The following is a 25119-nucleotide window of genomic DNA, read 5'->3' as shown; positions in this document are numbered from 1 at the left end:
CCATAAAAAATGGTAAATCTTGTTATGCGAAAATTTTCTCTATCAATTGTTATTCTATCCGCTTCTTTTTTACTTTTATTCAATTTCCAATTTTCAAATCTACTTCTATTGCCGATGCCAGTGGTCAATGTGGATCATGGAGGGAATGCCACTTTCGAAATACCGTTAGAAATTCCAGATGGGACTTTTGATTTAGCCCCTGAATTAAAGTTAGGCTACAATTCTGGATCTCCCAATGGTCTTTTGGGAAAAGGTTGGAGTTTATCTGGAATTCCTTTTATTAAACGCGACCCATCTTACGGACTGAATTATTCATCCGGAGATGAATTCTACTCGTCTGAATTGGGTCAGTTAGTTTCAGGAAATGCAGATCGAAGTACATTTTATTCCAAAAATGAGTCCTTTTTTACCTTCTATCCTCAAGGAGAATCTGGTAAAGGACCATTGGAATTTAAGGCTTTCGATAAAGAGGGCGTTCAGTATACGTTTGGCGGCTCAGGCGCCCAACTCTTTGCATTGAATGGCGGCGTGAGAACGTGGGGAATATCTGAAATTCGTGATTTGAACGGTGAAACCGTTCGGTTTGAATGGATTTCAAGGAAAGGGCAACTATATCCTGATAAAATCACTTATGCTGGTGGCCTACGTTACATTAAATTCGCTTATGAAACAAGGCCGGATTATACAAAGGAATATACAGAAAAGGATTTAACCGAAGAGGATTGGAGATTAAAAAGAGTTAAGTTTTATTCTGACAATTCACATGTCCATAGCTACGAGTTTACTTACAATGTTGATCCGAAGACGCAAGAGAGTTTACTTGCAAAAATTGAATTTGAAAAAGATAATCTCTTGTCATTGGCAACTCATAGGCCATTAGAATTTGAATACGCTCCAAGTCACGATGGGATAGATAAAAAACTAATTTCGGGAAGTAGTCAGACTTTAAATTCAGGTTTTTCTGCAAAGGCGGATGTTGAAAACCGGACTCTTCAATTCGCAAAACAAGTGATTTATGCTTATCTTAGTATGAAGGCGAGCCAGCCGCCAAAGTCACAGGTGAAAATTACTAAATTATTCAACAAGATACGTCCTTCGTTTCTTAACAAAATGCCCGGTGGAACTGGAGATAGCTTCAATTTTGATGCGTTGAAAGTGGATGTGAATGAATATTATCCTGATACGGAATTTATAGCTCGAGTTCCGTTAGGCAATAAAAATAGACCTGCTTGCGATCTAGGATTTATATCTTGTATCTGGTCAGCCTTATACCCAAAGACAAACCCTTGGGTGGATGGATTTTGTTTAGATTATGCATTCTTCTCTCATGAGTATTGTTTGCATGGATCGCCAATGCCAAATAAAGTCACCTTGCCAACCGACCTTGATGGAGATGGAATTTCAGAATACACTAGAATTTTGGGAAGAGCTGACTTAAATCAGGCTTACTTAAAAACAAATGATTTTAAAAATAATTCTACCTCTGCTTCGCCAACATTTCCTATGAAATATAATACATATTTTGACTTGGCTGATATCGATGGAGATGGCAGAACCGATTTCCTTTTCGAAGAAGACGGGGTCTTGTATGTCTCTTATTCTGATGGGGTAAGTCTAGGAAACCCAACCCGGTATTCGAATGTGTATCTTGAGCCATATTCACAGAATATGACACAAACTAATAACCTAAAACCTCGAGATTATGCAGTAGATATCAATCGTGATGGAAGGGCTGATTTCATTCATTTAGATACAAATACGGCTTATGTATATCTTTCTCAAGGTAGAAGTTTTGCGCCAGTAAAACAGTTCTCACTTGGTGGGGTTATGAGTATTCTCCACGAAACAACGGAAACAAATCCGTTCATTGCTCATCGTTTGAATCAGTTTTCTGATATTGATGGGGATGGGTTGCCGGAACACGTTCAGATAGTAAATATAAATCCTCCTCCTGAGCAAGGAAGTTTGATTGCAATGAGGATGCGTCATAAAGATGAAGTGAATCAAGCAGAAGCCAGAAACAATCTCCTTAAAGATTTGATCGTGAATATGGTGAATCAAGGTGCCGACGTGGTACGTTTTTATCCTGAGTATCAGGCAGCAGCGGGAAGTATAATTGTTATCCATATCGGTATCATTTATGATATTGAAGGAGTATTTGCTAGTGTAATCCATCCAAACGGACGTGCATTGTATTATGATTTGTTGACCAGACCAGGCACTGCTACCACAGCCGAACTCAAAACATTGAAAGAATTTATAGACCAACAATATTTTGAAGTTGTTCTTAGCGATTTAATGGGTCGGCAAAACAATGAGGTTGACCATTTAATTTCCTATCTAAGGAATGTTGATTTAAGCGGTGCATCTTATTCTTTTTTTGTTACCAAATTTGATTTAAAAACTAACACGTTAAGTCAAAAATCTTATCCTCTACCTAAACATATCATTGGTGCCATTGGAAAAAACTGGGTTGTTGATGTAAATCGGGATGGACTTCCAGATTTGCTTACGTTAACAAATCAAAATAGTCATACAAACCCATTCGATTATGGAACTCAAAATGCATATGAATTAAGCTCCTATGTGAATGTTTTATTTAATCACGGTGATGGATTTGATGTTTCCGACCCTAAATCAACTTATATCAATACGGTCATTAAACCAGACAAATTTTTAGAACACCAGGATCCGAATAGTTCCAAATATTTCAGTTTTGATGTAGCTGACGTAAATGAAGATTCAAATTTAGATATTGTAATTAAAGAATTTGATACTCAAAATTTTCATATTTATCAAGGAAATGGAAACGGTAATTTTTCTTACCAATCTGCTTTTTCTTTGCCTTCCAGTCAAATCCACAAATCTTCCTTTGAGGATAGGAACTACGACGGGATTGCTGATATGTATTTCCAATACGGGCCAGAGTTAATTACGCAACAAATTGTCTCTAATTCTCCGGCAGCTACTGGAGGCATTCTAGTCAGACTGACTAACAATATTGATGGAGCTGAATCAAAAATTCAATACGACTGGAAGAAAAATTTTTCTGGGGCAGTGGTGAAAACTGGAGCAAATTATTCCACATCCTTACCTAATTTTGCACCAGATTTACTCGTTCGTTCTGTTTCCAGCCAACTGGCGTTCGGTTATCCAATAGAAAAACAAGAATATTCCTATTTTAATACTCGATTCAAACCTGGAGATTTAGAAACAAATTCAGACTTATCTTTTGAAATGATTTACGAATCGAGTTACATTAATGGTGTTTTGGATACTGTGGAAACAACTAAGTATTCTCATAATCCTAATTTAACAGGAATGGTTGTATACCAAGCAACAGCTGACAGAAATGGGAATTTACTTTCTGAAGAAGAAAATTTTTATTCAACGGTTCAACCTCATTCAAAAACACGTTTGGTTTTATTAAATTCCAAGATTAATAAAACTTATTGGAATTCTATGCTTAAGGATGAAGTGAACTCTAGTTATGGATATTCTAGTGAATATAGTTATGAACCAATTTCCATCACAGAAAATTGGAACGGAAGGACAAAACAAACCAACATTACTTATCAGTCCAATGCCTCCCTGAATATCAAAGCTCAAATGGTAGAAAAAGTAATTACCATTTCAGGCCAGCTAGCAGAGCATTCAAAATGGACTTATAGTGGGAAGGATGTCATTAGTGAAAGTAAACTTACTGGAAATTCGCAGTGGTACAGCAAATATTACACTTATGATTCATTAGGAAATGTATTGTCGGCGACCGACTCTATTGGTCGCACCATTCACTATACTTATAATGACATCACTCGTTCGAAAATAACCTCAACAACCAATGCACTTGGTCAGAAGTCGGAAATGGAATATGACCCGAGAACCGATCAGGTTTTGTCAAAAAAAGATCATAATGGAAATCTAGTTGAATATTCTTATGATGAATATGGAAGAAAGAAAAAATCCGTGGTTAATGGAGATCATTTAGAGTCCATTGAGTATTCCATGGAAGGTTCCAATGCTATTGTCAAAAATATATCCCATACTCCGGAAGGGGATATATGGGTAAAAACCACGAGCAATCTAAAAGGGAAACAGATCAAAAAGGAATCATCCGCAGATAACAATCAATTGTTAGTTGAAGAATTGGTTTTTGATGAAAAGGGTAGAGAGATTGAAAGATCTAAACCTCATTTTCAGGGATTTGATTCAGGTAAAAGTTATATTTTTTATTACGATACTACGGAGGATTCCGAAGAGAGACCAAAAAAAGTTATCTCTGCAACGGGAGAAGTAACAGAAATTACCTACGAACTTTATTCCACTAGTATGGTGACTAAAAATGGCTCAGAGGTCATCAAAACAGAGGAAATTGTAAACGATGCATGGGATAGGGTAATTCGTCGAGTGACGCAAGGGGAAACCTTAAAATATGAATTTGATTATGCGGACAGGCTGACTAAAATTACCGATCCTGGAAATGGAATTACTAATATAACTTATAATATCGCTGGAAAAAAAACGAGTTACTCTGATTCCAATTCAGGGGAAACGAAGTATCTCTATAATATCGCAGGTGAGCTCACCGAACAAATTGACCAAAGAGGAATTTCTATCAAATATGAATACGATGGCCTTGGTCGTATGACAAAACAATTGCCTGCAAATGAAAAAAACATTGTCTTTGAATTTGATACGGCGACGTCGATTTCTAGTTCTAATTTAATCGGAAATTTATCCAAAGTTACTGACCAGTCGGGAATTACTGAATATAAATATGACCATAAGGGAAATGTCATTGCAGAAAGGAGAAGTATCGATGATATTTCCGTGCTTTTCGAAAGAACCTATGATGATTTTGATCGAATCAAATCAGTAAAATATCCCGATGGCACTGTCATCAAAAACTATTACAATTTGATTGGTCAAAAGTCTTTGGTTACAATGGATTCTCATGATGGAACTAGTTTGAATCATACAGTGGTTAATTACGAAAGTCCTAAACTTCTGGACAATCTCATTCAGGTTGATAGAAAAACTGGAAATGGGGTGGTCACACAAATCAATTACGACCAAAATCGAAATAGAATTCAATCCTATGTCACTCGTTTGAAGGATCAAACAGTGGAGCAGTCTGTCAAATTGGCTTATGATCTACGTGGGAATATCCAATCAATTACTGACCTCTTAAATGAATCTCGTAACCAGGTTTTCGAATATGACCATTTAAGCCGAATCACCAAAGCCAATGGAAAGTATGGTGATGAAGTTTATATATATGCAAAAAATGGAAACCTTTTAAAAAAAGGTGCCTTCCAGTATAGTTATTCTAATCCGAATCATATCCATGCAACAACAAGTGTGAATAGTCCAAATACGGGAACTATGAATTATGTTTATGATTCTGTCGGGAATATGACTTCTCGTAATGGAGATCAAATCACTTATAATGCACTCGGAAAAATTGTTTCGATTGATACGGAAAATGGTGATCGATTTGAATACGACTATGAGTATTCTGGAAACCGAATCAGAAAAACGTTAAAAAATTCGGGAACAACTACGTATAATTTTAATAACTTGTATGAAATTGCCCGTATTCCTGGTCAAGGCGACAAACATACACTTTATATTTATGGTCATGACAATGACCTAGTTTCTCAATATACAAGAACGGATGTTATTTTAAACCAATCGGTAGCTTCTACTAATTCAATTTGGAGAGAAAGTATTTGTGCTGTGACCGAGGTGGGTTGTGGGCAAAGTCTTGGCTCGTTTGTCACCTATCTTCTTAAAGTTGCAGGAGAAAAAACTAATGTTTATTCCGAAGGTTATCTGTTAGCTGGACACAAAATGCTTCCTTGGGTGGTTGTATTTTTCCTCGTTCTGTATTTAATACATAGAGGAAGAGAAAATACAAGTGAAACAAACCCAACGCTGACTGTCCCTAGTTCAGGATTTTCACCATTCAACGTTAATATAGTTGGGAATACTCATTCAATACTCCTCCGTTATACTAGTGGAAGTATCTTGTTTATTTTTTCATTCACAACTACCGTCGGATGTTTTCCTTTGGGTGGAACCGAATCGGAATCAGGGGTTCCCATTTGGCTTTTAGGAGCTACGTCTGTGCCGGTGGATACTCCTTCTGTAGGAGGAGGCCCTATCAATCTCGGTGGCAATCAAGGCGGTGGTGGAACTGCCGAATCGGCACGAATTGCAGGGATGTTCTTTTTCCATCCTGACCACTTAGGAAGTATCACGATGATAACGGATGGTCATGGGAATGCACTAGCCGGAGGCGAAAGAGGCGGGAAGTCTCATATAAGCTATAAACCGTATGGGGAAATACTCCGAACCGATTCGTATGGTCCTGATATCGTGAAGTTCAAATACACTGGTCAGGAAGAAGACAAAGAGAGTGGACTTTCTTATTACAAAGCGAGATACTATGACCCGATGGTGGGAAGGTTTTTAAGTAATGATGGAATGACGTTTCCGGAGAAAGCCAATGGAATGAACCGCCAAATGTATGTGGACGGAAATCCTTTGTCTAAGACAGATTATACGGGGAATGAGGTGCAAGAGTCAACGGCGCAAACAGGTTACCTGATGATATGGGCATTTTTTAAAACTAATAAACAAAACAAAATCGGACATTTTAGTACGCCTGGTCATAATTATAGTGGTGATGGAAATAATGACTATCTAGATGGCTTTTTTAATAAAGACAAAAGTAAGGTATTTGCAGCTCTCGTAGCCTCGACTTTAATTTTTCAGGCAATTTCAAAAGGTCTCGATGATGATGCCAGTTTGGAAGAAAGTTGGAAACATGCGATATTCTTTGCGTTGGTATTAGCTCCGCTCTTGAGGACCATTCCGAAAAGCCCGATGGATAAAGTGTCTCAAAAACATGATGATTCTGCATCGACCAGCCTATTAGTGTTTGATGGCCCAGGTGACGATCGGCGACATTCTCGCGGAGCGAATGAATTTGTAAAAGATAGCTTTAAAGCGATTAGTCGGCCAAGTAAATTAACCGCTGGTGATCTATTGACATTTGCCATAGGAGTTCCGTTATATTCTATCTATGGCAATTTTAGGGGAATGGGTTATGATTTAAGCCGAGCCAATAAATGGAAAATTGGTGATGCTGCAGCTTTTATGGGAAGAGGAGGTTGTTTGATGATGGGACCTGTCTGTGCACCTCTGGCGGATAAGAATCTAAAAACGGCATTTTTTGTCAGAAGCGGAAGATATAAAATGAACATGTTTAAAATAAAGCATACTTATTTTTGAATCTTTAAGGCTTAATTTATTTCTAATCTATGTTTCGAAGGGGAAAGTTATCATGTTTCTATATAATTGTAAAACTTACATATTATTAATAATTTTTTGTCTTGTATCTGGCTGTAAAAAGGAATATTCAAATTCTCCTGACTTATGTATTTTTACTCAAGCTTTAATGCAGTCTCTCAAAGCGAAAGATTTGGAGGATTTTAATTCTGGAAAAATATCTGAATCAAGGTATATCGAATTAAGAAATAAGCGAGATGAAAGTGCTTTTCAAATTTGTCTAATTTCTCTTATAAAAATGGAACAAAATTCAAATTTTTAGATTAGAATATGAAATATAAATCGATTCTTTATTCACTTTTACTGATTCTATTTTCCCACTGCACAGCGGACAAACCAAACTCTAAAGAAGTTTGCCTGCTTACAGTGGTTAGTATTAATTCCTTAAATGAAAGAGACAAAAGGGATTTAGAAGCTGGAAGGATTACAGAAAGCCAATACCAAACTTTTGTAACAAATCGGAATACGATGATGGCAGGTATATGTTCTTTTATGTTTTTGGAGAATTAGTTAATTTTAGAAATGTCGAACTGTCGGTTTTATATCGTTGTTTTTGTACTTTCCATATTGATCCAATGGCATTGTAAAAAGGAATTTGGAAATTCAGCCCCACTTTGCGTAATTGCACTTGCAGAACTTCAAAAGATTTGCAGGAGTTAAATGAAGGAAAAATTACCCAAGCCGAATACAATGAAGGGATCAGGTTAAGGGAAACGGGAGCTTATACTTTGTGTTTGGCCTCCCTTGTAGACCGAGAAGAAAACAGAAATTTTTAAATATTCTATTCATCAGGAGTCCGATGTTCAGTGCTAAAATGATTAAAACTAAAAGTTATATATTTTTAACTATTGTTATGTTTTTAATTTTGTTCACACAAGTGAACTGCCATACGGAATATAAAAATGCGCCAGAGGTTTGCGCATTTTTAATTGTCGATGATCAAGCTTTATTAGAGAATGATAAAGTTTTATTAAATAAAGGTGAAATTACTCAAGAAGAATTTGAACATAGGAAAAGAAGCCGGGAAAATGGATCACTCGGCCTTTGCCTTATATCTTTAATTAAAACTAAGGAAAATTCCAATTTCTAATTTTGAAAATGAAAACTAAACTGATAATTTTGTCACTTATAATGTTTTTGCAATGGAACTGCAAAACTGAATATAAAAATGCACCGGAGTTATGTTTGATCGCACTCGCTCGTACGAATTCATTACTTGAAAAAGATTTAGAAGATTTAAATTCTGGGAAAATATCAGAAGCTCGTTATATGGAACTTCGAAATATGAGGGAGTCTGGCGCCTTTGGATTGTGTATGGTTTCTCTTCTCAAACGTGAGCAAAACGGGAATTTCTAGGTTCAGTTTATGAAGATAAATTTTTTCTATTCAATCAATATCTTATTCCTGCTCACTCACTGTGCCGCAGACGAACTAACACCGCCATTATAAAATGAATATGTTTAAGATAAAACATTCCTATTTTTAGAAGTGTTCAAGTATTGTATTTGCAGATGTCTTTATTGGTGTAATATGAATATTCTAATGTATCGATTTAGCTGCCTTGTTGCAAAGCCTAATGATATCCTATATCGAAATCAATTTTGTAAGTATAGGAAGGAGTATAATTAAATGTTGTATAATATTATTGTTTTTTTTGTGTTTTCGCTTTTCCTTTGCAGCTGTCAGAGGCAGTTTGGGAATTCTTCGGACTTATGTGCTTTTGCAATCCTAGAAGGGGAGGGTCTGAATGCCGAAGATTTAAAGAAATTGAATGAAGGTCAAATTTCAAGAAGTGAATATGAAAGGCTTGTCCGTATAAGGAATGAGTCGACTACTGGAATATGTATTCTTTCATTAATTAAACGAGAAAAAAATCAGAATTTTTAGAATGAAACTATAAATGATTCCTAAAAGTTCTATTTGATATTCTTCAAAAAAAAATGTCCCCCAAACAAATGTAAGCAAAAAGGGGTACGTCGGGCTTGGTCAAATGGAAGCGAACGGATACCCTTAGCGGATAAAAATTTTAAAACAGCATTCTTTGTAAGAAGTGGTCGTTATAAAATGAACATGTTCAAGATAAAACATACTTATTTTTGAAAGGTAAGGCATACTAATGAGAAGTGAAAATTTAGAATGAAAAGGTATAAAATTCTATGATGAAATATAGGTCTCGATTTCTCTTAATGGCTATTTGTCTTTGTATTTTGATGATACAGTCTAAATGTCATACTGAATATAAAAATGCACCAGAGTTGTGTGCAGTTGCCTTTGCGGATAATCAGAATCGACTTCAAAATGATTTGATTTTGCTCGAGAACGGAAGTATCACTCAAGATCAATTCGAACAAAGAAAAAGGACTAGAGAAAATGGTACGCTAGGTCTTTGCCTTATGTCTTTAATCAAAACCAAGGAAAATTCTAATTTCTAATTCAGATTATGAAATATAAACCGATCCTTTATTCACTTTTACTGATTCTATTTTCCCATTGCACTAGCGACAAACCAAACTCAAAAGAAGTTTGTCTACTCACAGTGGTTAGTATTAATTCCTTAAATGAAAGAGACAAAAGGGATTTAGATGCTGGGAGAATTACGGAAAGCCAATACCAAAGTTTTATAGCGAACCGGAATACAACGACATCGCTTATGTGTTCTTTTATGTTTTTGGAGAATTAGATAATTTTTGAAATGTCGAACTGTCGATTTTATATCGTTGTTTTTGTACTTTCCATATTGATCCAGTGGCATTGTAAAAGGGAATATGGAAATTCAGCCGCACTTTGTGTAATTACACTTGCCGAACTTCAGCAAAATTTGGCAAAAGATTTGCAGGAGTTGAATGAAGGAATCAGATTAAGGGAAACGGGATCTTATACTTTGTGTTTGGCTTCCTTTGTAGACCGAGAAGAAAACAGAAATTTTTAAATATTCTATTCATCAGGAGTCGGGGTTGAGTGCTAAAATGATTAAAACTAAAAGTTATATATTTTTAACTATTGTTATGTTTTTGATTTTGTTCACACAAGTGAACTGCCATACAGAGTATAAAAATGCACCAGAGGTTTGTTTGGCGATACAAGCTCAGTCACAAATTAATACCAATAAGGATTTGCAGGATTTGAATACTGGGTTGATAACTGAGGCTCGATTTACTGAACGCTTAAGGCTTCGGGAAGAAGGTGCACTTGTAATATGTATGGTTTCTTTAATTAAAACTAAGGAAAATTCCAATTTCTAATTTTGAAAATGAAAACTAAACTGATAATTTTGTCACTTATAATGTTTTTGCAATGGAACTGCAAAACTGAATATAAAAATGCACCGGAGTTATGTTTGATCGCACTCGCTCGTACGAATTCATTGCTTGAAAAAGATTTAGAAGATTTAAACTCTGGGAAAATATCAGAAGCTCGTTATATGGAACTTCGAAATATGAGGGAGTCTGGCGCCTTTGGATTGTGTATGGTTTCTCTTCTCAAACGTGAGCAAAACGGGAATTTCTAGGTTCAGTTTATGAAGATAAATTTTTTCTATTCAATCAATATCTTATTTCTGCTCACCTTCTATACCACAGCCGAACTAACACTGCTATTGGTGAGTGGCAAATGAATTTGTGCGATGTCGGGATCTGTCTGTTCGCCGGTCGCAGATGAGAATTTTAAAATGGTATTTTTTTTCAGAAGCGGAAGGTATGGAATCAAATGTTTACGATCAAAAAACACTTATTTTTGATAGTTGTTATATATTGTATTTTTAGTAAGTGCCAACCCGAGTATGCCAATTCTCCAGAATTATGCCTTGTAGCAAATGCTCAATTGGAATCTGCTCTTGCGAAAGACTTAGATGATTTCAATAATGGAAGGATGAATCAAGAGCAGTATGAAAGAGCTAAGCGTAATAGAGAAACGGGAGCATTGGGTTTGTGTTTGATCTCATTAATCAAAAGAAAACAAAATTCCAATTTTTAGATTAGGATAGGAGTCCTCAAACAAATTGTAAACAAGAGGGATACGTCGGGCTTGGTCTGACGCACGTCAGACGGGAGCGAACGCGCACCCCAGAGTAGCCCGTTCCCGAGAACCAGAATCGAATATGTCGCCAAACGGATGTCATTTTTTATGATTTGTAAGAATTTCGGGACTTGCCCAAATTTTTGATCTTACAATTTTTTTTGCCTACTTAACTATTCCAACTCTTCCTCTAATCTTCTCACAACTGTTTCTAAAACCATCACTCGGGCGAAGTATTTATCATTGGCTGGGACTAAAAACCAAGGGGCTTTGGGTGCATCGGTTTTGGCAAACATTTGGTTGGCAGCTTCTTCGTAGAGTGCCCATTTGTCGCGGTTACGCCAATCTTCGTCGGTGAGTTTCCAACGTTTCAGCGGATCATTTTTTCTGGATTCAAAACGTAACAATTGTTCATCGGAATCGATATGAAGCCAAAATTTAACGATGATGGTTCCGAAGCTGACTAATTGTTCTTCGAAGAGTAAAATTTCTTCATAGGCTCTCGACCATTCTGATTCGGAGGCAAATCCTTCCACTCTTTCCACGAGGACACGGCCATAGTGGGAGCGGTCAAAAATTCCAATATGGCCTTTCTGTGGAATCCGGTTCCAAAACCTCCAGAGATAATGGTGTTGGATTTCTTCGGAACTAGGTGCCGCAATGTTATGAACTTCAAAAAGCCTTGGATCCATTTCTTGTGTTAGGCGGCGGATGGCTCCTCCTTTTCCGGCTGCATCCCATCCTTCAAATACAAATAAAACTGGTTTTCCTTTCGCTTTGGTGAGAAAAGTTAAATCACGAATTTTGTTTTTTAAAACTTTCATCTTCGCCTGGTATTCGTCAGGTGGAAGGATTTGATTTTTTCCAAGTTGGCTTAGGTGGAGGGTTCTGGATTCTGATTTGAATGTTTTCATGGGATGAGCTCCGTTCCGTGATTGATCGAGTGGAGGGCGGCTCTCGAGTCAAACTGTAAAATCCTTTCCAAACGTTCGATGATGGCTTCAAAAACAAGGAGTTTCGTTTCTTCCTTTTTTGAATTATAGATGATTTGCCAAGGGGAATCGATGGTGCGGGAAGCACTCAATATGGAATCAAAAATTTCAAAGTAACGGTTGTAATGTTCTCCTTGGTCTTTGTCAAAGTGGGAAAGTTCCCATTCTTTCTTTTTCTTTTTAGAATCTTCAAGGCGTTTCTTTTGGTCTTTTTTGGAAATATGTAAAAAGAATTTATGAACAATGACTTTGTCTTTGGAAAGAATTCTTTCTGTGTTAAGGATGGAAAGTAACCTTTGGTCGTATTCGGAAAGGCCAATCTTTTTTTCGGAACGAAGGTAGGCTAGGCGGCTGTAGTAGGTGTTTAGATAAAAAAGTAATTCCCCATAACGAGGAACCACTTTCCAAAAATTCCAAAGGAAAGGATAACCCCTGTCTTCCGATTGGTCTACATAAGGTGAATAAACTTTAAACTTTCTTGGATCAAGTCTGATCGTTAACGATTGTAATATGGATCCTTTGCCCGTTGATGCAAATCCTTCAATGAGAAAAATATGAGCAATCTTTTGATTCACACTTTCTCTTTGTAAAAGAAAGAATCGTTCTTGTAAGTCAGTTAAGTCACTGGCCGCATACACGGGAACTTGGTTTGTTGGATGTCTCTCTAAAATCACAAGGAAAAATACTAGAAACCATTTGTAAAAAACCTAGCGTTTTTTTCCAAAATCTTATGAATTACATTGGCTTTGGAAAACCAGGGCCCGTTGCTTTTGCGATATGTTCAATTCCTTTCTCTTGGTTTTCATATCTCGGGATTAAATGTACATGTAAATGGGGAACTCGTTCGGCAATAGCAACGATGTACATTTTTTCAGGTTGGAATGTTTTTAAAATTTCAGTGGCTTTGTGGAGAGCCCGACCATAGTTTTCAAAGGCAGATAAACTCAAATCAAACCAAGAGTCCACATGCCCTTTGTATTCCATGTACAAATATCCATTTAGGTTTTGGTCTGCCTTTCGGAGGATCCAGTTCTCGTTTTGAAATACAAATTCTGATTCATTTTTATGGGCTTCACAGATAGGACAGTTCATCATTCTTCCCAATTTGGCCGATAGGTAAAGGGATGAGAATCTATTTTTTGTTTCTGTCATTCCTCGTGGGTATTGGTTACGAACCAATTTTTGCCCAAACAAAACTGGATTCTTCTGACCCGTTAACGGAACTCATTTATTCTATCTCTGAAGTCATCTTTTCCAATCCATTCAGAAAGGAAGAAACCGAAATTCGCAAAAGAATTACTGAGTCCAATGCGACTGAAATTCGTGACCTTCGGATCCAATTAAAAAATACCATTCGTTCCCTCTCTCTTTCCAGATCGGATGTAAAATCCAAAAATGGGAAACTGCTAAGTTTTGAATCAGAACTAGAATCAATCCCGAGCCTTGGTGGTTTTCTTTGGAAGGATGAATCCGGAACCATCTACCAATGGGGAGATTGGTCGGACTTTTATGAAGATGGGTTCAGTCGCGAGAAACTAAGGTTTGAAGGTCAGATTCCTTCTTTTTCTTATGAAGCAGGGACTCTTTATTTTTTCCTCCGTAACCCTCCCGGTTCTTTGCCAGTTGAGTTTAGTTTTCTCGGATGGGAGTCCAATTTTTATGCCTTTGGTGATGAAGGTTCCCTCCGCTATACCAATGACTTTCGTTTGGATCCTTCGGAAAGACTTGGTGATTTTCGTAAGGCCTTCGATTCCATCCGTAAAAAAAATCCAGGATCTCAAATCATCACAGCCAGTGACCTCACTATCTTTATGGTTCCCGGCAAACCCAAACCCATATACTATATCTTTTTATTCTTACGATTTTTCTTGATTGGCTGGACCATCCTCCTTGCTACCTACATCATTCGTATGAGCCTTTCCTTTCCAAAAAATCATTTGCCCGAACACAGGGCCCCCTTATCCTGACATTACATCTATCTCTCTGCCCTGGTAGTTCAACGGATAGAACATCGGTCTTCGGAACCGACAGTGGGGGTTCGATTCCCTCCTGGGGCACCAAATTAAACTCACCATAAACAAAATCCGCATAACACAAAAAAGTTGGGTAATCGAACAGTTTTACGATCAGAAATGAGAACGACCCATAGGGAGTGAACATTTCTGTCCCGTAGCCAGGACGGCGAAGGGAGAGTAAAACCGTGCCTCAAAGCGTAGGCAACACACGAAGTGTTGGCAGCGGCGAGGTCGTTCCCTCCTGGGGCAGCAAATTTTTCTCACTACAAACAAAGTCTATTTAACCAAACCATAAACATTAATATATTATACTATACAAACATTGCTAAATCCCCGCACTCACCACTATAACCACTCGTTTTCTCACCCTTAATCAAATCCCCACCAAACTCATTTTCATCTTTTGTTTGGGCGAATCCCGATCCTCCCAATCGCAAGACACATCTTTTCTTCTTAGCGGTGGTCCTTCCGGATTCATCGGGAGCGGGCTACTTTGGGGTGCGCTCACGCTTCCGTCTGCCTGTGGCAGACCAAGCCCGCCGTATCCCTTTCGCATAGATTGGATACCAAGAATTAAAAAACTTTGTTCCTGAAAGTTAGTTTGAAAACTTATAATCTTTCTGACTGAGTTTTAACTTGATAAGTAGGTAATTTATTTTAGTTTTGTGTAAATGAAAAATAAATTATTGATATTTGTATTCTTAGTAACGATGTTCTTTCGCTGTGGCTTACTTCAAACCAATAATGATTCTGCAAAGAATGGTTTGATGGCTGTATTCGGTTTATCTACATTTATGGGAACGGGCGTAGGAGGGGAAGTCACAATGGGAGCAAGTTACGTTGCTTGGGGTTCAACCTCCTGTGCTTCTGGTTGGACAATAGCCTATGTAGGTTATATGCAAATGCCATACATTCGCTCGGCTCCGAGTCCTACGGCGCCTTCAGCAAGTTTGTCAAATTTAATTTGTTCGGCATCAACGATCAGCGGTTTGTCTTCTCTTCAGTCAAGTTTTTACTCAAGGCCAAGTGGATCTAATTATGGTTCTCAGGGAGAAACATATATGTCGCAATTTGCAGACAATGTTCAAAATTGTGCAGTTTGCGTGAAATAAAGTTTTTGTTGAGAACAGGATCACCATCTAGAAAACTTACTCAAATTTATTTCCCAAAGGCTCCACCTGGCTCTATCAAACTTTAGTTTCCCTTGGTTTCCAACAGTAACTTCCGGGTGATTCCAACGACTCTTAGTTAAATATTAGTGATAGTCGCTTGGTTTGAATTCCATCGAAAAAACATAATTCCCCATTCGGTCTCGATAGGAATATACAAGAGTCACTTCGTTTTCGCGAAAGAGTTTCATATCTGGACTTGATTTGATTGTATTCAAAATGACTGGATATAAATTTTTTTCTAAAATCTGTATGTCTATTTCGGAAGCGGTATAGGCAATGATGCTATAGTTGTATTGGAAACGTTTGTTTGGGAAAACTGCGACATTGTCCAGTCTAGTATCTTTGTCCACAGTTTGTGGGCAATTTCGATTGATATCATTGGCAGTTGATCGAAGTAAATCTTCAAAAGAGGGATTTTTATTCCAGAAATTCGCAAATAATAGTTTAAAACCGATCATAGAGATCACAAGGGAAATGGAAAAAATAACGGTTTGGTTTTTAGTAAAAGGATGGTTCATTTCTTTTCTCTAAACATAGTTTCTAACAGCCGTAATCTCTAGCCTAGCCAAATTAAAATCTAAAAAAGTATTAAAGGTATAATTTTCCCATTTAATTTCCTTGACAATAGTTTCCTTGGAAACTATTGTCTCTCTATGCCCAAAAAATTGGATGTAGAACCAAGCCATCTGAAATCCCATTTGGGATACCATTTACGGGTTGTTTCCAACGCTGTTTCTCATTCGTTTGCTTCGAAACTTGCTGTTTTGGATGTGACTGTTGCCGAATGGGTGATCCTTCGAGAAATGTATTCTTTTGAAACCAACACTTCGCCTAGTATCATCGCAGAGATCACTGGACTCAGTCGGGGTGCGGTTTCCAAACTCATCGACAGACTTCTAAACAAAGGCCTTGTGAATCGTGCAGAGGCAAGTGGAGATCGGCGTTACCAGGAAATCAAACTGACAAGAGAAGGGATAAAACTTGTTCCTAAACTCTCTGAGATTGCCGATGAAAACGATTCTGCATTTTTCTCTTTGCTCTCCAAATCAGAAAAAGAAGAACTACGCAAGACTCTCGTGAAACTCGCCGAAGCACATAAACTAAATTTAAATCCAATTGAATGAAGAGAATAAAATGACAAACCTAATCACAAAACTAACAGAAGCACAAAAATTTGCCATGTCCATCCGTCCGAAAGTCGGCGGGTTTCCCGTCTTAGCGGAAGTCCTTCGGAGTGCCGGCGTACAGAGTAACCGCTGGTCACTACCATCTTGCCAATCCGTTTATCGTATGAAGGATGGATCTGTCGTACAACAAGGAACTCCTCTTGTCAGTGGTGTTTTTGAGATCGCGAACTTTGATCGCGAGGCTCTCATCACGGCTCTTCGTACCGACCAGGAAGGCCGGAGCACTTTCCTTCAGTTTTTGAAAGCAGCTTGGGAGGCGGGGGTCATCGGTTATGACGTTGATTTTATTGGCCGTAAGGTTGTTTATTATGGTGTTAACGGAGAAAGTTATTTAGAAGAATATCCTGCCGTTGTGATAGAGAGATAACAACAGGTATAGTGATTCCTAGGATTCAATCTTTACTTATATGGCTTTTGTTTGATTTGAAAGGTATAGGTTCTGTCTTCGGAATGGACAAGCACCTGAGAATAAAAACCTAAATCTAAAGATCGAAACTTGGATCGAAAGATCGAGGCTTCTTCATCAAAAATTTCCTTTCGGCAATCCGCGACTAAACTTTTCCATTTCTCTTTGGAAACCGAATGGTATAAAAATCCATTGGCATTCGGAGGAATGATTCTTGTTTCCCAAAGGATATCCTCCTGGAAACACAAAATCCCTTGTCTTGTTTTGATCCGAAATTCGGACTTCCATTTTGGATTTGGAAACTGAATTTGATTTTTTGTATTATTTTCTATAAATAAAAAATAACCTTGGAACTTTTCATCTTCTTCACGAGAAAGACTTAAATAGGTTGGGTATCCGTCTACAATCTGTTTGTCGGACTGGGTTCTGTTTTGGAAACTCCCTGGATTTAAAGCTCGAAACCCAATGTAAAAAATTAAAACAACCAAAACCAAATCAATGAGGAGTACAATCTGCCTCCATCTTGTTTTTTTATTTTTATCACCGATTTGTTTTAGGTATTCTCTAAATTCTTCTGGAGAACGAGAGTGGTATCCTTTTCCCATTTACACTAACTCCACAAGAGACTTGAGGATTTGGTGGGCAGAAGGATAGGGTTCTTCCAACTGTTTGGAATGGTCTAAAAAGGAAAGTGCCAAGTGAACGGCGTCGGGAATGTCAAAATCCAAACTGAGATATCTTGCCAAAATTCCTGATAATAAATCCCCCGTTCCCATAGTCGCTAGTTTTGGATTGGGTGATTCCCAAACATAGGAAGAACCATCGGGACACACAAGAAGACTCACAAAGGATTTAAGTAACACATATACATTGTTTTGTGGGCAAAATTCGATTAACGTATCATAGGCGGCCTGGACAGAGTTATGAATTTTTCCTGTCATTCGATTTAGCTCTCCCACGTGAGGAGTGAGTAGGATATGGTTTCCTTTTGGGAGTAGGTTTCCTTTTGTCGGAATGGCACCGGCATCCAAAATTAGTTTTTTATCTTCGGGGAGAGTCCATCCTTCCAAATCTTCCGGATATTTTGTGAGTCCAGGACCAACAACCATAGTTTTTGTTTTCGTAAAAAACGGATCATGGGAAATTTCAGAAATTGACGATGTTTTCGCCATTTTGGAAAGATCATCTTTTAAAACGAGAGAACTGATTTGGGAAGAAGGAGAGAAAATTTTGTTAATCCCTCCACCGAGCCTTGAAAAGGCTTCTTCAGAAAGTAAGATGGCTCCTTCCATTCCAGTTTCTCCACCATAGAAAATAGCAGAACCTGCACTGTATTTATGATCTTTGTTTTTTCTTTTTATGGCTTGGATTGCCGATTCTGGATCCGCTTCTAAATAATACCGATTCGAAAAGTTATCTTTATTTAGGTGGGAACGAACAGGAAATCCAATGGATTCGTAATATCTAGGAATGATGGAATCTTTTTCATAAATAAAACCAATGTTTTCCCATTTCCTTGTGCCTAGTTCTTCAATGGAATCGGCAAAAATAAAAGGGTGGGCTTCCCTGTTTTTTTCCCCCAGAAAATAAGGGTTCCAACCACTTGCTGTATCTAGTGACAACCTGTAAAAAAATACATCCGAATCATTCACGGTATCAATCAGTTCTTTTAGTTCTTCTGAGAGTTCTCCTTGAAACCCAGTTCCAAGAAGGGCATCCACGAGAAGGACTGAATCTTCTTCCGCTTCTTCCCAGTCCTTGTAAAAATCTTCTAAGTTACTAGTGGAACCGAGTGTTTTTGAAACTAAAGATTCGTAAAATTTCCCCGCCTCATTTTTGTTTGGTGCAGTAGAGAAACAGCGAACCTGAAAACCTTCTTGGTGCAGGATGTGAGCGAGGGCATAACCATCCCCACCATTTCCTCCTGTCCCACAAAGAATCCAAATAGATTCCGCAGTTTTCCATAAATCTTCATTGGCATGGAAAACCGAAAGGGCAGCCATTCCCATTAGGGTCTCTTCCTTAAACCCAAGTTCTTTTATGGCAAGAGAATCTAATGCTTTCGATTCGTTATTTGTGAAAAGAGATTGGTGTTTCATTTAAATCCAACGATAGACTTCTAAAGCCCCTGCGCGGATACGAACCGAATAAATATTATCAAAGGCATCTGTATAAGTTTCTCGCCATTGGCCACGGGGGCTCGAAAAAGGAATCCTTTTGTTATTGATATGGTTTCCTTCTTTGTCATGGACTTGGAGCCTTGCCGCGTTTCCACCATCTTCTGTTTCCCAAATATAAAACTCACCATTATTACGAATGGAAAATAAAATCTCTGATGGATCTTGGATTTCTTTTAAAAATTCAGAACTTTTGGAATCAAAAACAAAACGGAAGATCCTTCGGAATTTAAATCGTTTGTCTTTTTTCGAATAATAACTAAAAGATCCGAGAACATATTCTCCTTCTGGATGGGGGAGGAGTTTATCGAGAGTGATGTCATACTCTTTGGCATCGTTACTCGCAAATACATCAAGTCCAGATTCTTTTAGATTTCCTTTGAGTTCTCCTTCTTCAAAATAAGAAAGTCGCATTTCTTCTGCAATACGGTGGTAAACAAATAACTTTTCGCCTTCACCGGGAAGGATGAATTCAATGTAACGAAAGGGTTCTGAATTTTTTCCAGAAGCCCCTAACATAAATTTCACGACACCTTTTTGAGAAATTTGTACGAGAAATGATGGTAGAACCGTTGCTCCTTGTGTAGAAAAAGCACCACTGTATGTTTTGTAGAGATTTTCTTGGCCTTGCGGAAGTTCCATTCCTTTCGAGGAAATTCTATTTTGCACAATGAGATCGCCATCTTCATTCATGGCTACAATCCCAATCCCACCGAATCGAAAAGGATAATGAGGGATTCCTGAATTGGGTTTGAAATCAGGGTTCCCGAGAGTGGCATCAAGCCTTCCATTTCTATCAAAAAGTTTGATTACGGCTTGTTTATTATCCGCCATTGCGCTAATATTGGAGGAGTTGGGTATGGTTAAGGGAACGTTGGTGAGTACTTGGTTCACCACAACACCTTCGAAGGTCTCATTTGTTTGTCCCAGTGGGATGCGGAATAGGATTTCTTCTTTTAAGTTTTCCACTCGGAAACGAAGGCAGGAAACGGAAAAAGAGAGGGTGAGGATGAGATAAAGGATTCGCATGGTGCAACATCCATTCCCTAATTTTTTATTTACAGGACAACTCGCTTTTCCTAGCTTGACAGTAGACATGTTAAATTTTAGCATGAGCTGGGTCTCTTATACAGATTCCTTTGGGAATCTTTTGGAAATGGTTTGGTATATACCGAGGAAAACATCAGAGAACTTACTTTACGCGTTCTCGCTCCACCTCTAGCGCTTTTTTCGCTCCAAGTACAGAATCGGAAAAACCACGCCCTCATTGAGATTGAACTGGATCACCTCACAGACAAAACTGGCTCCGCTAGTTTAGAAGACTGTGAGACTGTGTCTAGGAGACTCAAAGAGGAGCTGGATTTATGGGGAGAGGAATTTGATTTCACTCTCCAAGTCTCCTCCGCGGGAGCAGAACGTGCATTGCGTCTGCCGGAGGATTTAAGTCGTTTCCAAGGACTTTTAGTCAAACTAGAAGTGCCGCTGGAAGCAGGGAAATGGGACAAACGATTGTATCGTTTGGGACCGGTTTCGGGGGATTCAGTTGAGCTTACGCTTTACGATCGTAAAACTCGACACAAAAAGAACCAAAAATCGGTATCTATGCCCATCGCAGAAATACGAAAGGGAAATTTGTATTTAGAAATTTAAGACTATGGCGACAAAACAAGCAACGAAAGAAACTGGGCTATTCGAAGCCATCCAACAATTCTGTCAGGATAAATCTCTTGATAGAGAACTCGTACTCGGTGTCATCCGAGACTCACTTCTCGCCGCCTATCGCAAAAAAGTCGGTTTGGAAGCGGAGACAGATGACCGTTGCCAAGTAGACTTCGGTTCCGACAACAAAAACGAAATCATCATCTCTGTCCTTCGTGACGTGGTAGAAGATAAAACAACAAACCCTCTAGAGATATCTTTAGAAGAGGCAACCAAATTGGATCCTTCTGCGCAAGTAGGAACCCAATTAAGAGTGTTTGAAAAACCACAAGACCTGTCTCGTGTTCTTTCTAGCCAAGCCAAACAAATGGTTTTCCAACGCCTTCGCGATATGGAAAAGGATTTACTCTACCAAGAGTATAAATCCAAAGAAGGGGAACTCACTCACGGGTATTTCCAACGTTGGAAAAAAGACATCATGTCCATCGACCTCGGTAAGGTAGAAGGGATCATGCTGAAAAAAGACCAAAACCCTGGGGAAAAATACCGCCAAGGGGATCGTCTGAAAGCCATCATTTCTCGTGTGGAACTAAGACCTCGCGAACCAATGCCTGTCATCACACTCTCCCGTGCTTCGGGTGACTTTGTGAAAAAACTCTTCGAGATGGAAATTCCTGAAGTTTATGATGGCATCGTGGAAATTCGTGATGTTGCTCGTATCCCATCTTACAGAACTAAGGTGGTTGTTACCACTAGTAAGTCTGACGTAGATCCTGTGGGAGCCTGCGTAGGGATGAAGGGTGTTCGGATCCAAGCCATCGTTCGTGAACTTGGAAATGAAAGGATCGACATTGTCCTTCACTCGGATGAACCAAGTGTGTTTATCGCCAATGCCATTTCTCCTGCGAAACCAGTAGAAGTGCATGTGGATAGAAAAAGAGGAGATGCTCTTGTCATCGTTCCCGATGAATCTCTTTCTCTTGCCATCGGAATCAACGGATCGAATGTAAAACTCGTATCCCAACTTTCCGGTTTCAAAATTGATATCAAAACTGTATCCCAATACAACCAAGAACTCGCTTCTCCAGAAGCTCGTGAAAAACTGGATCGGCTCTTCAATGCACAACAAGAAGCAATGGAAGAGTCAGATGACCAATATGGTGAAAGTGCAGACGAGGAAGAAGAGGATTCCGGATACACTCCGTTATCCGAAGTTCCGGGTCTCACTCCAAGGATCGTTGGTCTTCTCGAAGCCGGCGGGATCAAAAACGTGGAAACCCTTCTCGAGTTCAGCCAAGAGGAACTTTCGAAAATTTCCGGAATCGGGAAAACAACAGCAGAACAAATTTTGCGTCTGCTTCGTGAATCTATCGAATGGGTAGAAGAGGGTTAAGTTTTAAGGCATACTATGGAAGAGCAAAAATCGATTAAAGAAACCCTCCAGCAGGGAGCCAGTGGTGACAAAACCAAGAAAAAACTTGTCATCAAGAAAAAAGCGGCACCTGCAGATGAGAAAAAAGAATCCGGAAGTCCAAGCCCGCAAAGTGCTGAACCTAAAGCCACTTCTGCGGCTTCGGACAAAAAAAAGGATTTGAATGAACTCATTCGTGAGGAAGCCAAAAGACAGGGACTCGGTTCCGGTCCACAAGCTCCTTCCCAAGCATCACCAATTGTGTCCCGGCCAGAAAGAAAACCGGAACCACAACCAGAACGAGAAAGACCTCCGATGGATCGTAAACCCGAATCCATTCTTTCTGGTGATACTTCTTCTCCTAACTACCGTTCCGGTGGTGGCCAAGGCGGCCAACAAGGAGGAGGAAACCAAGGATATTTTAGAAAAGAAGATCGTAATCCGATTGTCTCTCGCCCCACAAGTCCACGCCCACAAAGGCAAGATGGACAAGGCGGCGGTGGATACCAAGGGAATCGCGGGCCTGGACAAGGTGGCGGATACCAAGGGAATCGTGGCCCCGGACAAGGCGGCGGTGGATACCAAGGGAATCGTGGACCTGGACAAGGTGGCGGTGGATACCAAGGGAATCGCGGACCTGGACAAGGCGGCGGTGGCTACCAAGGGAATCGTGGCCCCGGACAAGGCGGTGGCTACCAAGGGAATCGTGGACCTGGACAAGGTGGCCCTGGCGGATACCAAGGAAACCGTGGGGCTAGACCCATTGGTCAAGGTGGCCCTGGTGCCGGAAGACCTCCTGGCGATGCTCCGTTTGGTGCACCTGGTGGGATTCCAGGAGCTGGTGGTGCCAGTGGCGCCAAAAAGAAAGTATTCGATAAAGAAAAAGGCGGAAGAGAAGAAAACGAAAACACTAAGTTTTTCAAACAATCTTTCCGCAAACAAAAGGCGCAGGCTGCAGCTCTCGCAGCTGTTCCTAAAGAAATCTCCATTTTGGAAAACATCCAAGTGGGAGAGATCGCTAAAAAACTGAATTTAAAACCTGGTGAAGTCATTAGCAAACTCATGAAAATGGGGATGATGGTGACCATCAACAATGTGATCGATGCAGAAACGGCATCCATCCTTGCAGATGATTACGGTTGTAAGGTGAAGATTGTTTCCCTTTACGATGAAACTGTCATCGAAGAAGAAAAGGATGCACCGGAAGATTATATCACTCGTCCTCCTGTGGTGACTATCATGGGTCACGTTGACCATGGTAAAACAAAACTTCTTGATACCATTCGTTCTTCACGAGTGGCAGAAGGGGAATCAGGCGGAATCACTCAGCACATTGGTGCCTACCAAGTAGAAACCAACCGTGGTAAGATTGCCTTCCTCGATACTCCTGGTCACGAGGCCTTCACTTCCATGAGAGCACGTGGTGCTTCCGTAACCGACATTGTTGTGCTCGTTGTTGCAGCCGACGATGGGGTGATGCCTCAAACGATTGAAGCCATCAACCACGCCAAAGAAGCGGAAGTTCCTATCATTGTTGCTGTAAACAAAATTGATTTACCAGCAGCAAACCCAGAAAAGGTGAGACAAGAACTTTCTAACTACGGCTTACAACCAGAAGAATGGGGTGGAACAACCATCTTCTGTGAAATTTCAGCTAAAAATAACATTGGTATTGATAAACTTCTCGAGATGCTTCTCATCCAAGCAGAACTTCTCGACCACAAAGCCAATCCAAAACGAAAAGCAAAAGGAACCATTGTAGAAGCAAAACTCGATCCAGGTCGTGGTGCTGTGGCAACAGTTCTCATCCAAAACGGAACTCTTCGTGTAGGAGATGCTTTTGTTGCCGGAGTTCACGCAGGTCGTGTGCGCGCTATGTATGATGACCTTGGTCATTCGATCCGTGAAGCTGGCCCATCTTTCCCTGCCCTTGTGACAGGACTTGATGGAGTTCCAGATGCAGGAGCACCATTTGATGTGGTGATTGATGACAAAGAGGCACGTTCAATCTCTCATAGCCGTCAAGATTATGAAAGACTTGGCCAATCGAAAAACGCGGCCACTCGTGTGACTCTCGACAACATGAGTGAGATCATCAAACAAGGTGCTCTCAAAGAACTCAAAGTCATTATCAAAGCGGACGTGCGTGGATCGACAGAAGCGGTCAAAGAAGCGTTGGAAAAACTTTCCACTGCGGATGTTCGCCTCAACGTAATCCATGCAGGAACAGGAGCCATTGTTGATTCCGATATCATTTTGGCATCGGCTTCGAATGCAATTGTGATTGGTTTCCACACTCGTGCGAATCCAAAAACAGTTTCACTTGCTGAGAAAGAAAAAGTAGAAATCAAATACTACAGTATCATCTACGATGTTGTGAACGAAGTGAAAGCTTCCATGGAAGGAATGCTCGAACCTGAAAAAGTAGAAAACGTAATCGGTAAAGTTGAAATCCGAGACGTATTCAAAATTTCTAAAGTGGGTAACATCGCAGGTTGTATGGTGAAATCTGGTAAGGTCACAAAACAAGCTTATGTTCGTGTGATCTCTAGCGAGTCTGGTGAAATCACTTGGGAAGGTAAGATCAAAAACCTCAAACGTATGAAAGACGATGTGGCCGATGTTCTTACTGGATTTGAGTGCGGTATCTTACTCGATGGTTTCAACGACTTTTCCGTGGGTGATGAAATCGAAGCATACGAGATCCGAGAGATTGCTCGTAAACTGTAA

At 39.5% G+C, this 25119-nt stretch carries 21 protein-coding genes and 1 tRNA gene; 15 read left to right on the top strand and 7 right to left on the bottom strand.

The window, feature by feature from the left end; all coding sequences use genetic code 11:
- Positions 1-24: 24 nt before the first annotated feature.
- From EHQ16_RS17625 to EHQ16_RS17590, 7 genes are all read left to right on the top strand, one after another.
- Positions 25-7299, top strand: coding sequence for an RHS repeat-associated core domain-containing protein (locus EHQ16_RS17625; RefSeq protein ID WP_167482674.1), 7275 nt, complete (start codon positions 25-27; stop codon positions 7297-7299).
- Between the two features lie 327 nt (positions 7300-7626).
- Positions 7627-7866 carry a hypothetical protein gene (locus EHQ16_RS17620; RefSeq protein ID WP_135632474.1) on the top strand — a complete coding sequence of 80 codons (240 nt, stop codon included), beginning with the start codon at positions 7627-7629 and terminating at the stop codon, positions 7864-7866.
- A gap of 289 nt (positions 7867-8155) precedes the next feature.
- Entirely contained in the window at positions 8156-8446 is a 291-nt protein-coding gene (locus EHQ16_RS17615) for an SHOCT domain-containing protein (protein WP_135632473.1), read from the top strand.
- Positions 8447-8475: 29 nt separating this feature from the next.
- Complete coding sequence (locus EHQ16_RS17610; RefSeq protein ID WP_135632471.1) at positions 8476-8712, top strand: hypothetical protein; 237 nt, start codon at positions 8476-8478, stop codon at positions 8710-8712.
- 1598 nt (positions 8713-10310) lie between these two features.
- Complete coding sequence (locus EHQ16_RS17600) at positions 10311-10598, top strand: hypothetical protein (protein ID WP_135638908.1); 288 nt, start codon at positions 10311-10313, stop codon at positions 10596-10598.
- Positions 10599-10627: 29 nt separating this feature from the next.
- On the top strand, positions 10628-10864 hold the full coding sequence (locus tag EHQ16_RS17595) for a hypothetical protein (protein ID WP_135632471.1): 237 nt from the start codon (positions 10628-10630) through the stop codon (positions 10862-10864).
- Between the two features lie 197 nt (positions 10865-11061).
- Complete coding sequence (locus tag EHQ16_RS17590; protein WP_135632470.1) at positions 11062-11328, top strand: hypothetical protein; 267 nt, start codon at positions 11062-11064, stop codon at positions 11326-11328.
- A gap of 215 nt (positions 11329-11543) precedes the next feature.
- On the opposite strand, the gene EHQ16_RS17585 is transcribed toward EHQ16_RS17590, so the two are convergent.
- The 3 genes from EHQ16_RS17585 to EHQ16_RS17575 form a co-directional block, all read right to left on the bottom strand.
- Positions 11544-12284 (bottom strand): UDP-galactose-lipid carrier transferase, encoded by a 741-nt coding sequence (locus EHQ16_RS17585; RefSeq protein ID WP_135632469.1) that lies wholly within the window; start codon positions 12282-12284, stop codon positions 11544-11546.
- Entirely contained in the window at positions 12281-13036 is a 756-nt protein-coding gene (locus EHQ16_RS17580; RefSeq protein WP_135600492.1) for a polyphosphate kinase, read from the bottom strand. The genes EHQ16_RS17585 and EHQ16_RS17580 overlap by 4 nt, the downstream gene beginning before the upstream one ends.
- A 61-nt stretch (positions 13037-13097) precedes the next feature.
- Complete coding sequence (locus tag EHQ16_RS17575; RefSeq protein ID WP_135632972.1) at positions 13098-13454, bottom strand: HIT family protein; 357 nt, start codon at positions 13452-13454, stop codon at positions 13098-13100.
- 32 nt (positions 13455-13486) lie between these two features.
- Between EHQ16_RS17575 and EHQ16_RS17570 the strand changes: the two genes are divergently transcribed.
- The 3 genes from EHQ16_RS17570 to EHQ16_RS17560 all read left to right on the top strand — a co-directional run bounded on the left by EHQ16_RS17570 (position 13487) and on the right by EHQ16_RS17560 (position 15489).
- Positions 13487-14329 carry a hypothetical protein gene (locus EHQ16_RS17570; protein WP_135632468.1) on the top strand — a complete coding sequence of 281 codons (843 nt, stop codon included), beginning with the start codon at positions 13487-13489 and terminating at the stop codon, positions 14327-14329.
- 18 nt (positions 14330-14347) lie between these two features.
- Positions 14348-14422, top strand: a tRNA-Arg gene (locus tag EHQ16_RS17565).
- A 722-nt stretch (positions 14423-15144) separates the two neighbouring features.
- Positions 15145-15489 (top strand): hypothetical protein, encoded by a 345-nt coding sequence (locus EHQ16_RS17560; protein WP_167482673.1) that lies wholly within the window; start codon positions 15145-15147, stop codon positions 15487-15489.
- 143 nt (positions 15490-15632) lie between these two features.
- Here EHQ16_RS17560 and EHQ16_RS17555 read toward each other — a convergent pair whose 3' ends face one another.
- Complete coding sequence (locus EHQ16_RS17555) at positions 15633-16067, bottom strand: hypothetical protein (RefSeq protein WP_135632466.1); 435 nt, start codon at positions 16065-16067, stop codon at positions 15633-15635.
- Between the two features lie 135 nt (positions 16068-16202).
- Here EHQ16_RS17555 and EHQ16_RS17550 point away from each other — a divergent pair, with 135 nt between their 5' ends.
- Together EHQ16_RS17550 and EHQ16_RS17545 are read left to right on the top strand one after the other, a co-directional pair.
- Complete coding sequence (locus EHQ16_RS17550; RefSeq protein WP_135632465.1) at positions 16203-16673, top strand: MarR family winged helix-turn-helix transcriptional regulator; 471 nt, start codon at positions 16203-16205, stop codon at positions 16671-16673.
- 10 nt (positions 16674-16683) lie between these two features.
- Positions 16684-17103: a DUF1398 domain-containing protein gene (locus tag EHQ16_RS17545; RefSeq protein WP_135632464.1), complete on the top strand. Its 420-nt coding sequence runs from the start codon at positions 16684-16686 to the stop codon at positions 17101-17103.
- Positions 17104-17135: 32 nt separating this feature from the next.
- On the opposite strand, the gene EHQ16_RS17540 is transcribed toward EHQ16_RS17545, so the two are convergent.
- The 3 genes from EHQ16_RS17540 to EHQ16_RS17530 are packed head-to-tail and all read right to left on the bottom strand — an operon-like array spanning position 17136 to position 20348.
- The gene (locus EHQ16_RS17540; RefSeq protein ID WP_135632463.1) at positions 17136-17747 is read right to left on the bottom strand and encodes a hypothetical protein; all 612 of its coding nucleotides are present in this window, start codon (positions 17745-17747) and stop codon (positions 17136-17138) included.
- The gene (locus tag EHQ16_RS17535; RefSeq protein ID WP_135632462.1) at positions 17748-19241 is read right to left on the bottom strand and encodes an NAD(P)H-hydrate epimerase; all 1494 of its coding nucleotides are present in this window, start codon (positions 19239-19241) and stop codon (positions 17748-17750) included.
- Positions 19242-20348, bottom strand: coding sequence for an LIC_12708 family protein (locus EHQ16_RS17530; RefSeq protein ID WP_135632461.1), 1107 nt, complete (start codon positions 20346-20348; stop codon positions 19242-19244). It lies immediately after the preceding gene.
- Positions 20349-20480: 132 nt separating this feature from the next.
- Between EHQ16_RS17530 and rimP the strand changes: the two genes are divergently transcribed.
- The 3 genes from rimP to infB are packed head-to-tail and all read left to right on the top strand — an operon-like array spanning position 20481 to position 25119.
- Positions 20481-20969, top strand: a complete 489-nt coding sequence (rimP, locus tag EHQ16_RS17525; RefSeq protein WP_135632460.1) for a ribosome maturation factor RimP — start codon at positions 20481-20483, stop codon at positions 20967-20969.
- Positions 20970-20973: 4 nt separating this feature from the next.
- A complete protein-coding gene (gene nusA, locus EHQ16_RS17520) occupies positions 20974-22371 on the top strand; it encodes a transcription termination factor NusA (protein ID WP_135632459.1) in 1398 nt (465 codons plus the stop codon).
- 15 nt (positions 22372-22386) lie between these two features.
- Positions 22387-25119 carry a translation initiation factor IF-2 gene (infB, locus tag EHQ16_RS17515; protein ID WP_135632458.1) on the top strand — a complete coding sequence of 911 codons (2733 nt, stop codon included), beginning with the start codon at positions 22387-22389 and terminating at the stop codon, positions 25117-25119.

This window comes from Leptospira kanakyensis (assembly GCF_004769235.1).
GTDB classification, from domain to species: Bacteria; Spirochaetota; Leptospiria; order Leptospirales; family Leptospiraceae; genus Leptospira_A; species Leptospira_A kanakyensis.
This window is presented reverse-complemented; position numbering and strand designations above follow the sequence as displayed.

What these genes read in the sequence shown, in the direction of transcription:
- nusA (WP_135632459.1), top strand. Translation starts at nt 20,974, where the DNA reads ATGGCGACAAAACAAGCAACGAAAGAAACTGGGCTATTCGAAGCCATC.
- EHQ16_RS17530 (WP_135632461.1), bottom strand. Translation starts at nt 20,348, where the DNA reads ATGCGAATCCTTTATCTCATCCTCACCCTCTCTTTTTCCGTTTCCTGC.
- EHQ16_RS17560 (WP_167482673.1), top strand. Translation starts at nt 15,145, where the DNA reads ATGGCTGTATTCGGTTTATCTACATTTATGGGAACGGGCGTAGGAGGG.
- EHQ16_RS17615 (WP_135632473.1), top strand. Translation starts at nt 8,156, where the DNA reads ATGTTCAGTGCTAAAATGATTAAAACTAAAAGTTATATATTTTTAACT.
- EHQ16_RS17575 (WP_135632972.1), bottom strand. Translation starts at nt 13,454, where the DNA reads ATGAACTGTCCTATCTGTGAAGCCCATAAAAATGAATCAGAATTTGTA.
- EHQ16_RS17545 (WP_135632464.1), top strand. Translation starts at nt 16,684, where the DNA reads ATGACAAACCTAATCACAAAACTAACAGAAGCACAAAAATTTGCCATG.
- EHQ16_RS17550 (WP_135632465.1), top strand. Translation starts at nt 16,203, where the DNA reads ATGCCCAAAAAATTGGATGTAGAACCAAGCCATCTGAAATCCCATTTG.
- EHQ16_RS17620 (WP_135632474.1), top strand. Translation starts at nt 7,627, where the DNA reads ATGAAATATAAATCGATTCTTTATTCACTTTTACTGATTCTATTTTCC.
- EHQ16_RS17570 (WP_135632468.1), top strand. Translation starts at nt 13,487, where the DNA reads ATGAGAATCTATTTTTTGTTTCTGTCATTCCTCGTGGGTATTGGTTAC.
- EHQ16_RS17625 (WP_167482674.1), top strand. Translation starts at nt 25, where the DNA reads ATGCGAAAATTTTCTCTATCAATTGTTATTCTATCCGCTTCTTTTTTA.
- EHQ16_RS17535 (WP_135632462.1), bottom strand. Translation starts at nt 19,241, where the DNA reads ATGAAACACCAATCTCTTTTCACAAATAACGAATCGAAAGCATTAGAT.
- EHQ16_RS17590 (WP_135632470.1), top strand. Translation starts at nt 11,062, where the DNA reads ATGTTTACGATCAAAAAACACTTATTTTTGATAGTTGTTATATATTGT.
- infB (WP_135632458.1), top strand. Translation starts at nt 22,387, where the DNA reads ATGGAAGAGCAAAAATCGATTAAAGAAACCCTCCAGCAGGGAGCCAGT.
- EHQ16_RS17555 (WP_135632466.1), bottom strand. Translation starts at nt 16,067, where the DNA reads ATGAACCATCCTTTTACTAAAAACCAAACCGTTATTTTTTCCATTTCC.
- EHQ16_RS17540 (WP_135632463.1), bottom strand. Translation starts at nt 17,747, where the DNA reads ATGGGAAAAGGATACCACTCTCGTTCTCCAGAAGAATTTAGAGAATAC.
- EHQ16_RS17585 (WP_135632469.1), bottom strand. Translation starts at nt 12,284, where the DNA reads ATGAAAACATTCAAATCAGAATCCAGAACCCTCCACCTAAGCCAACTT.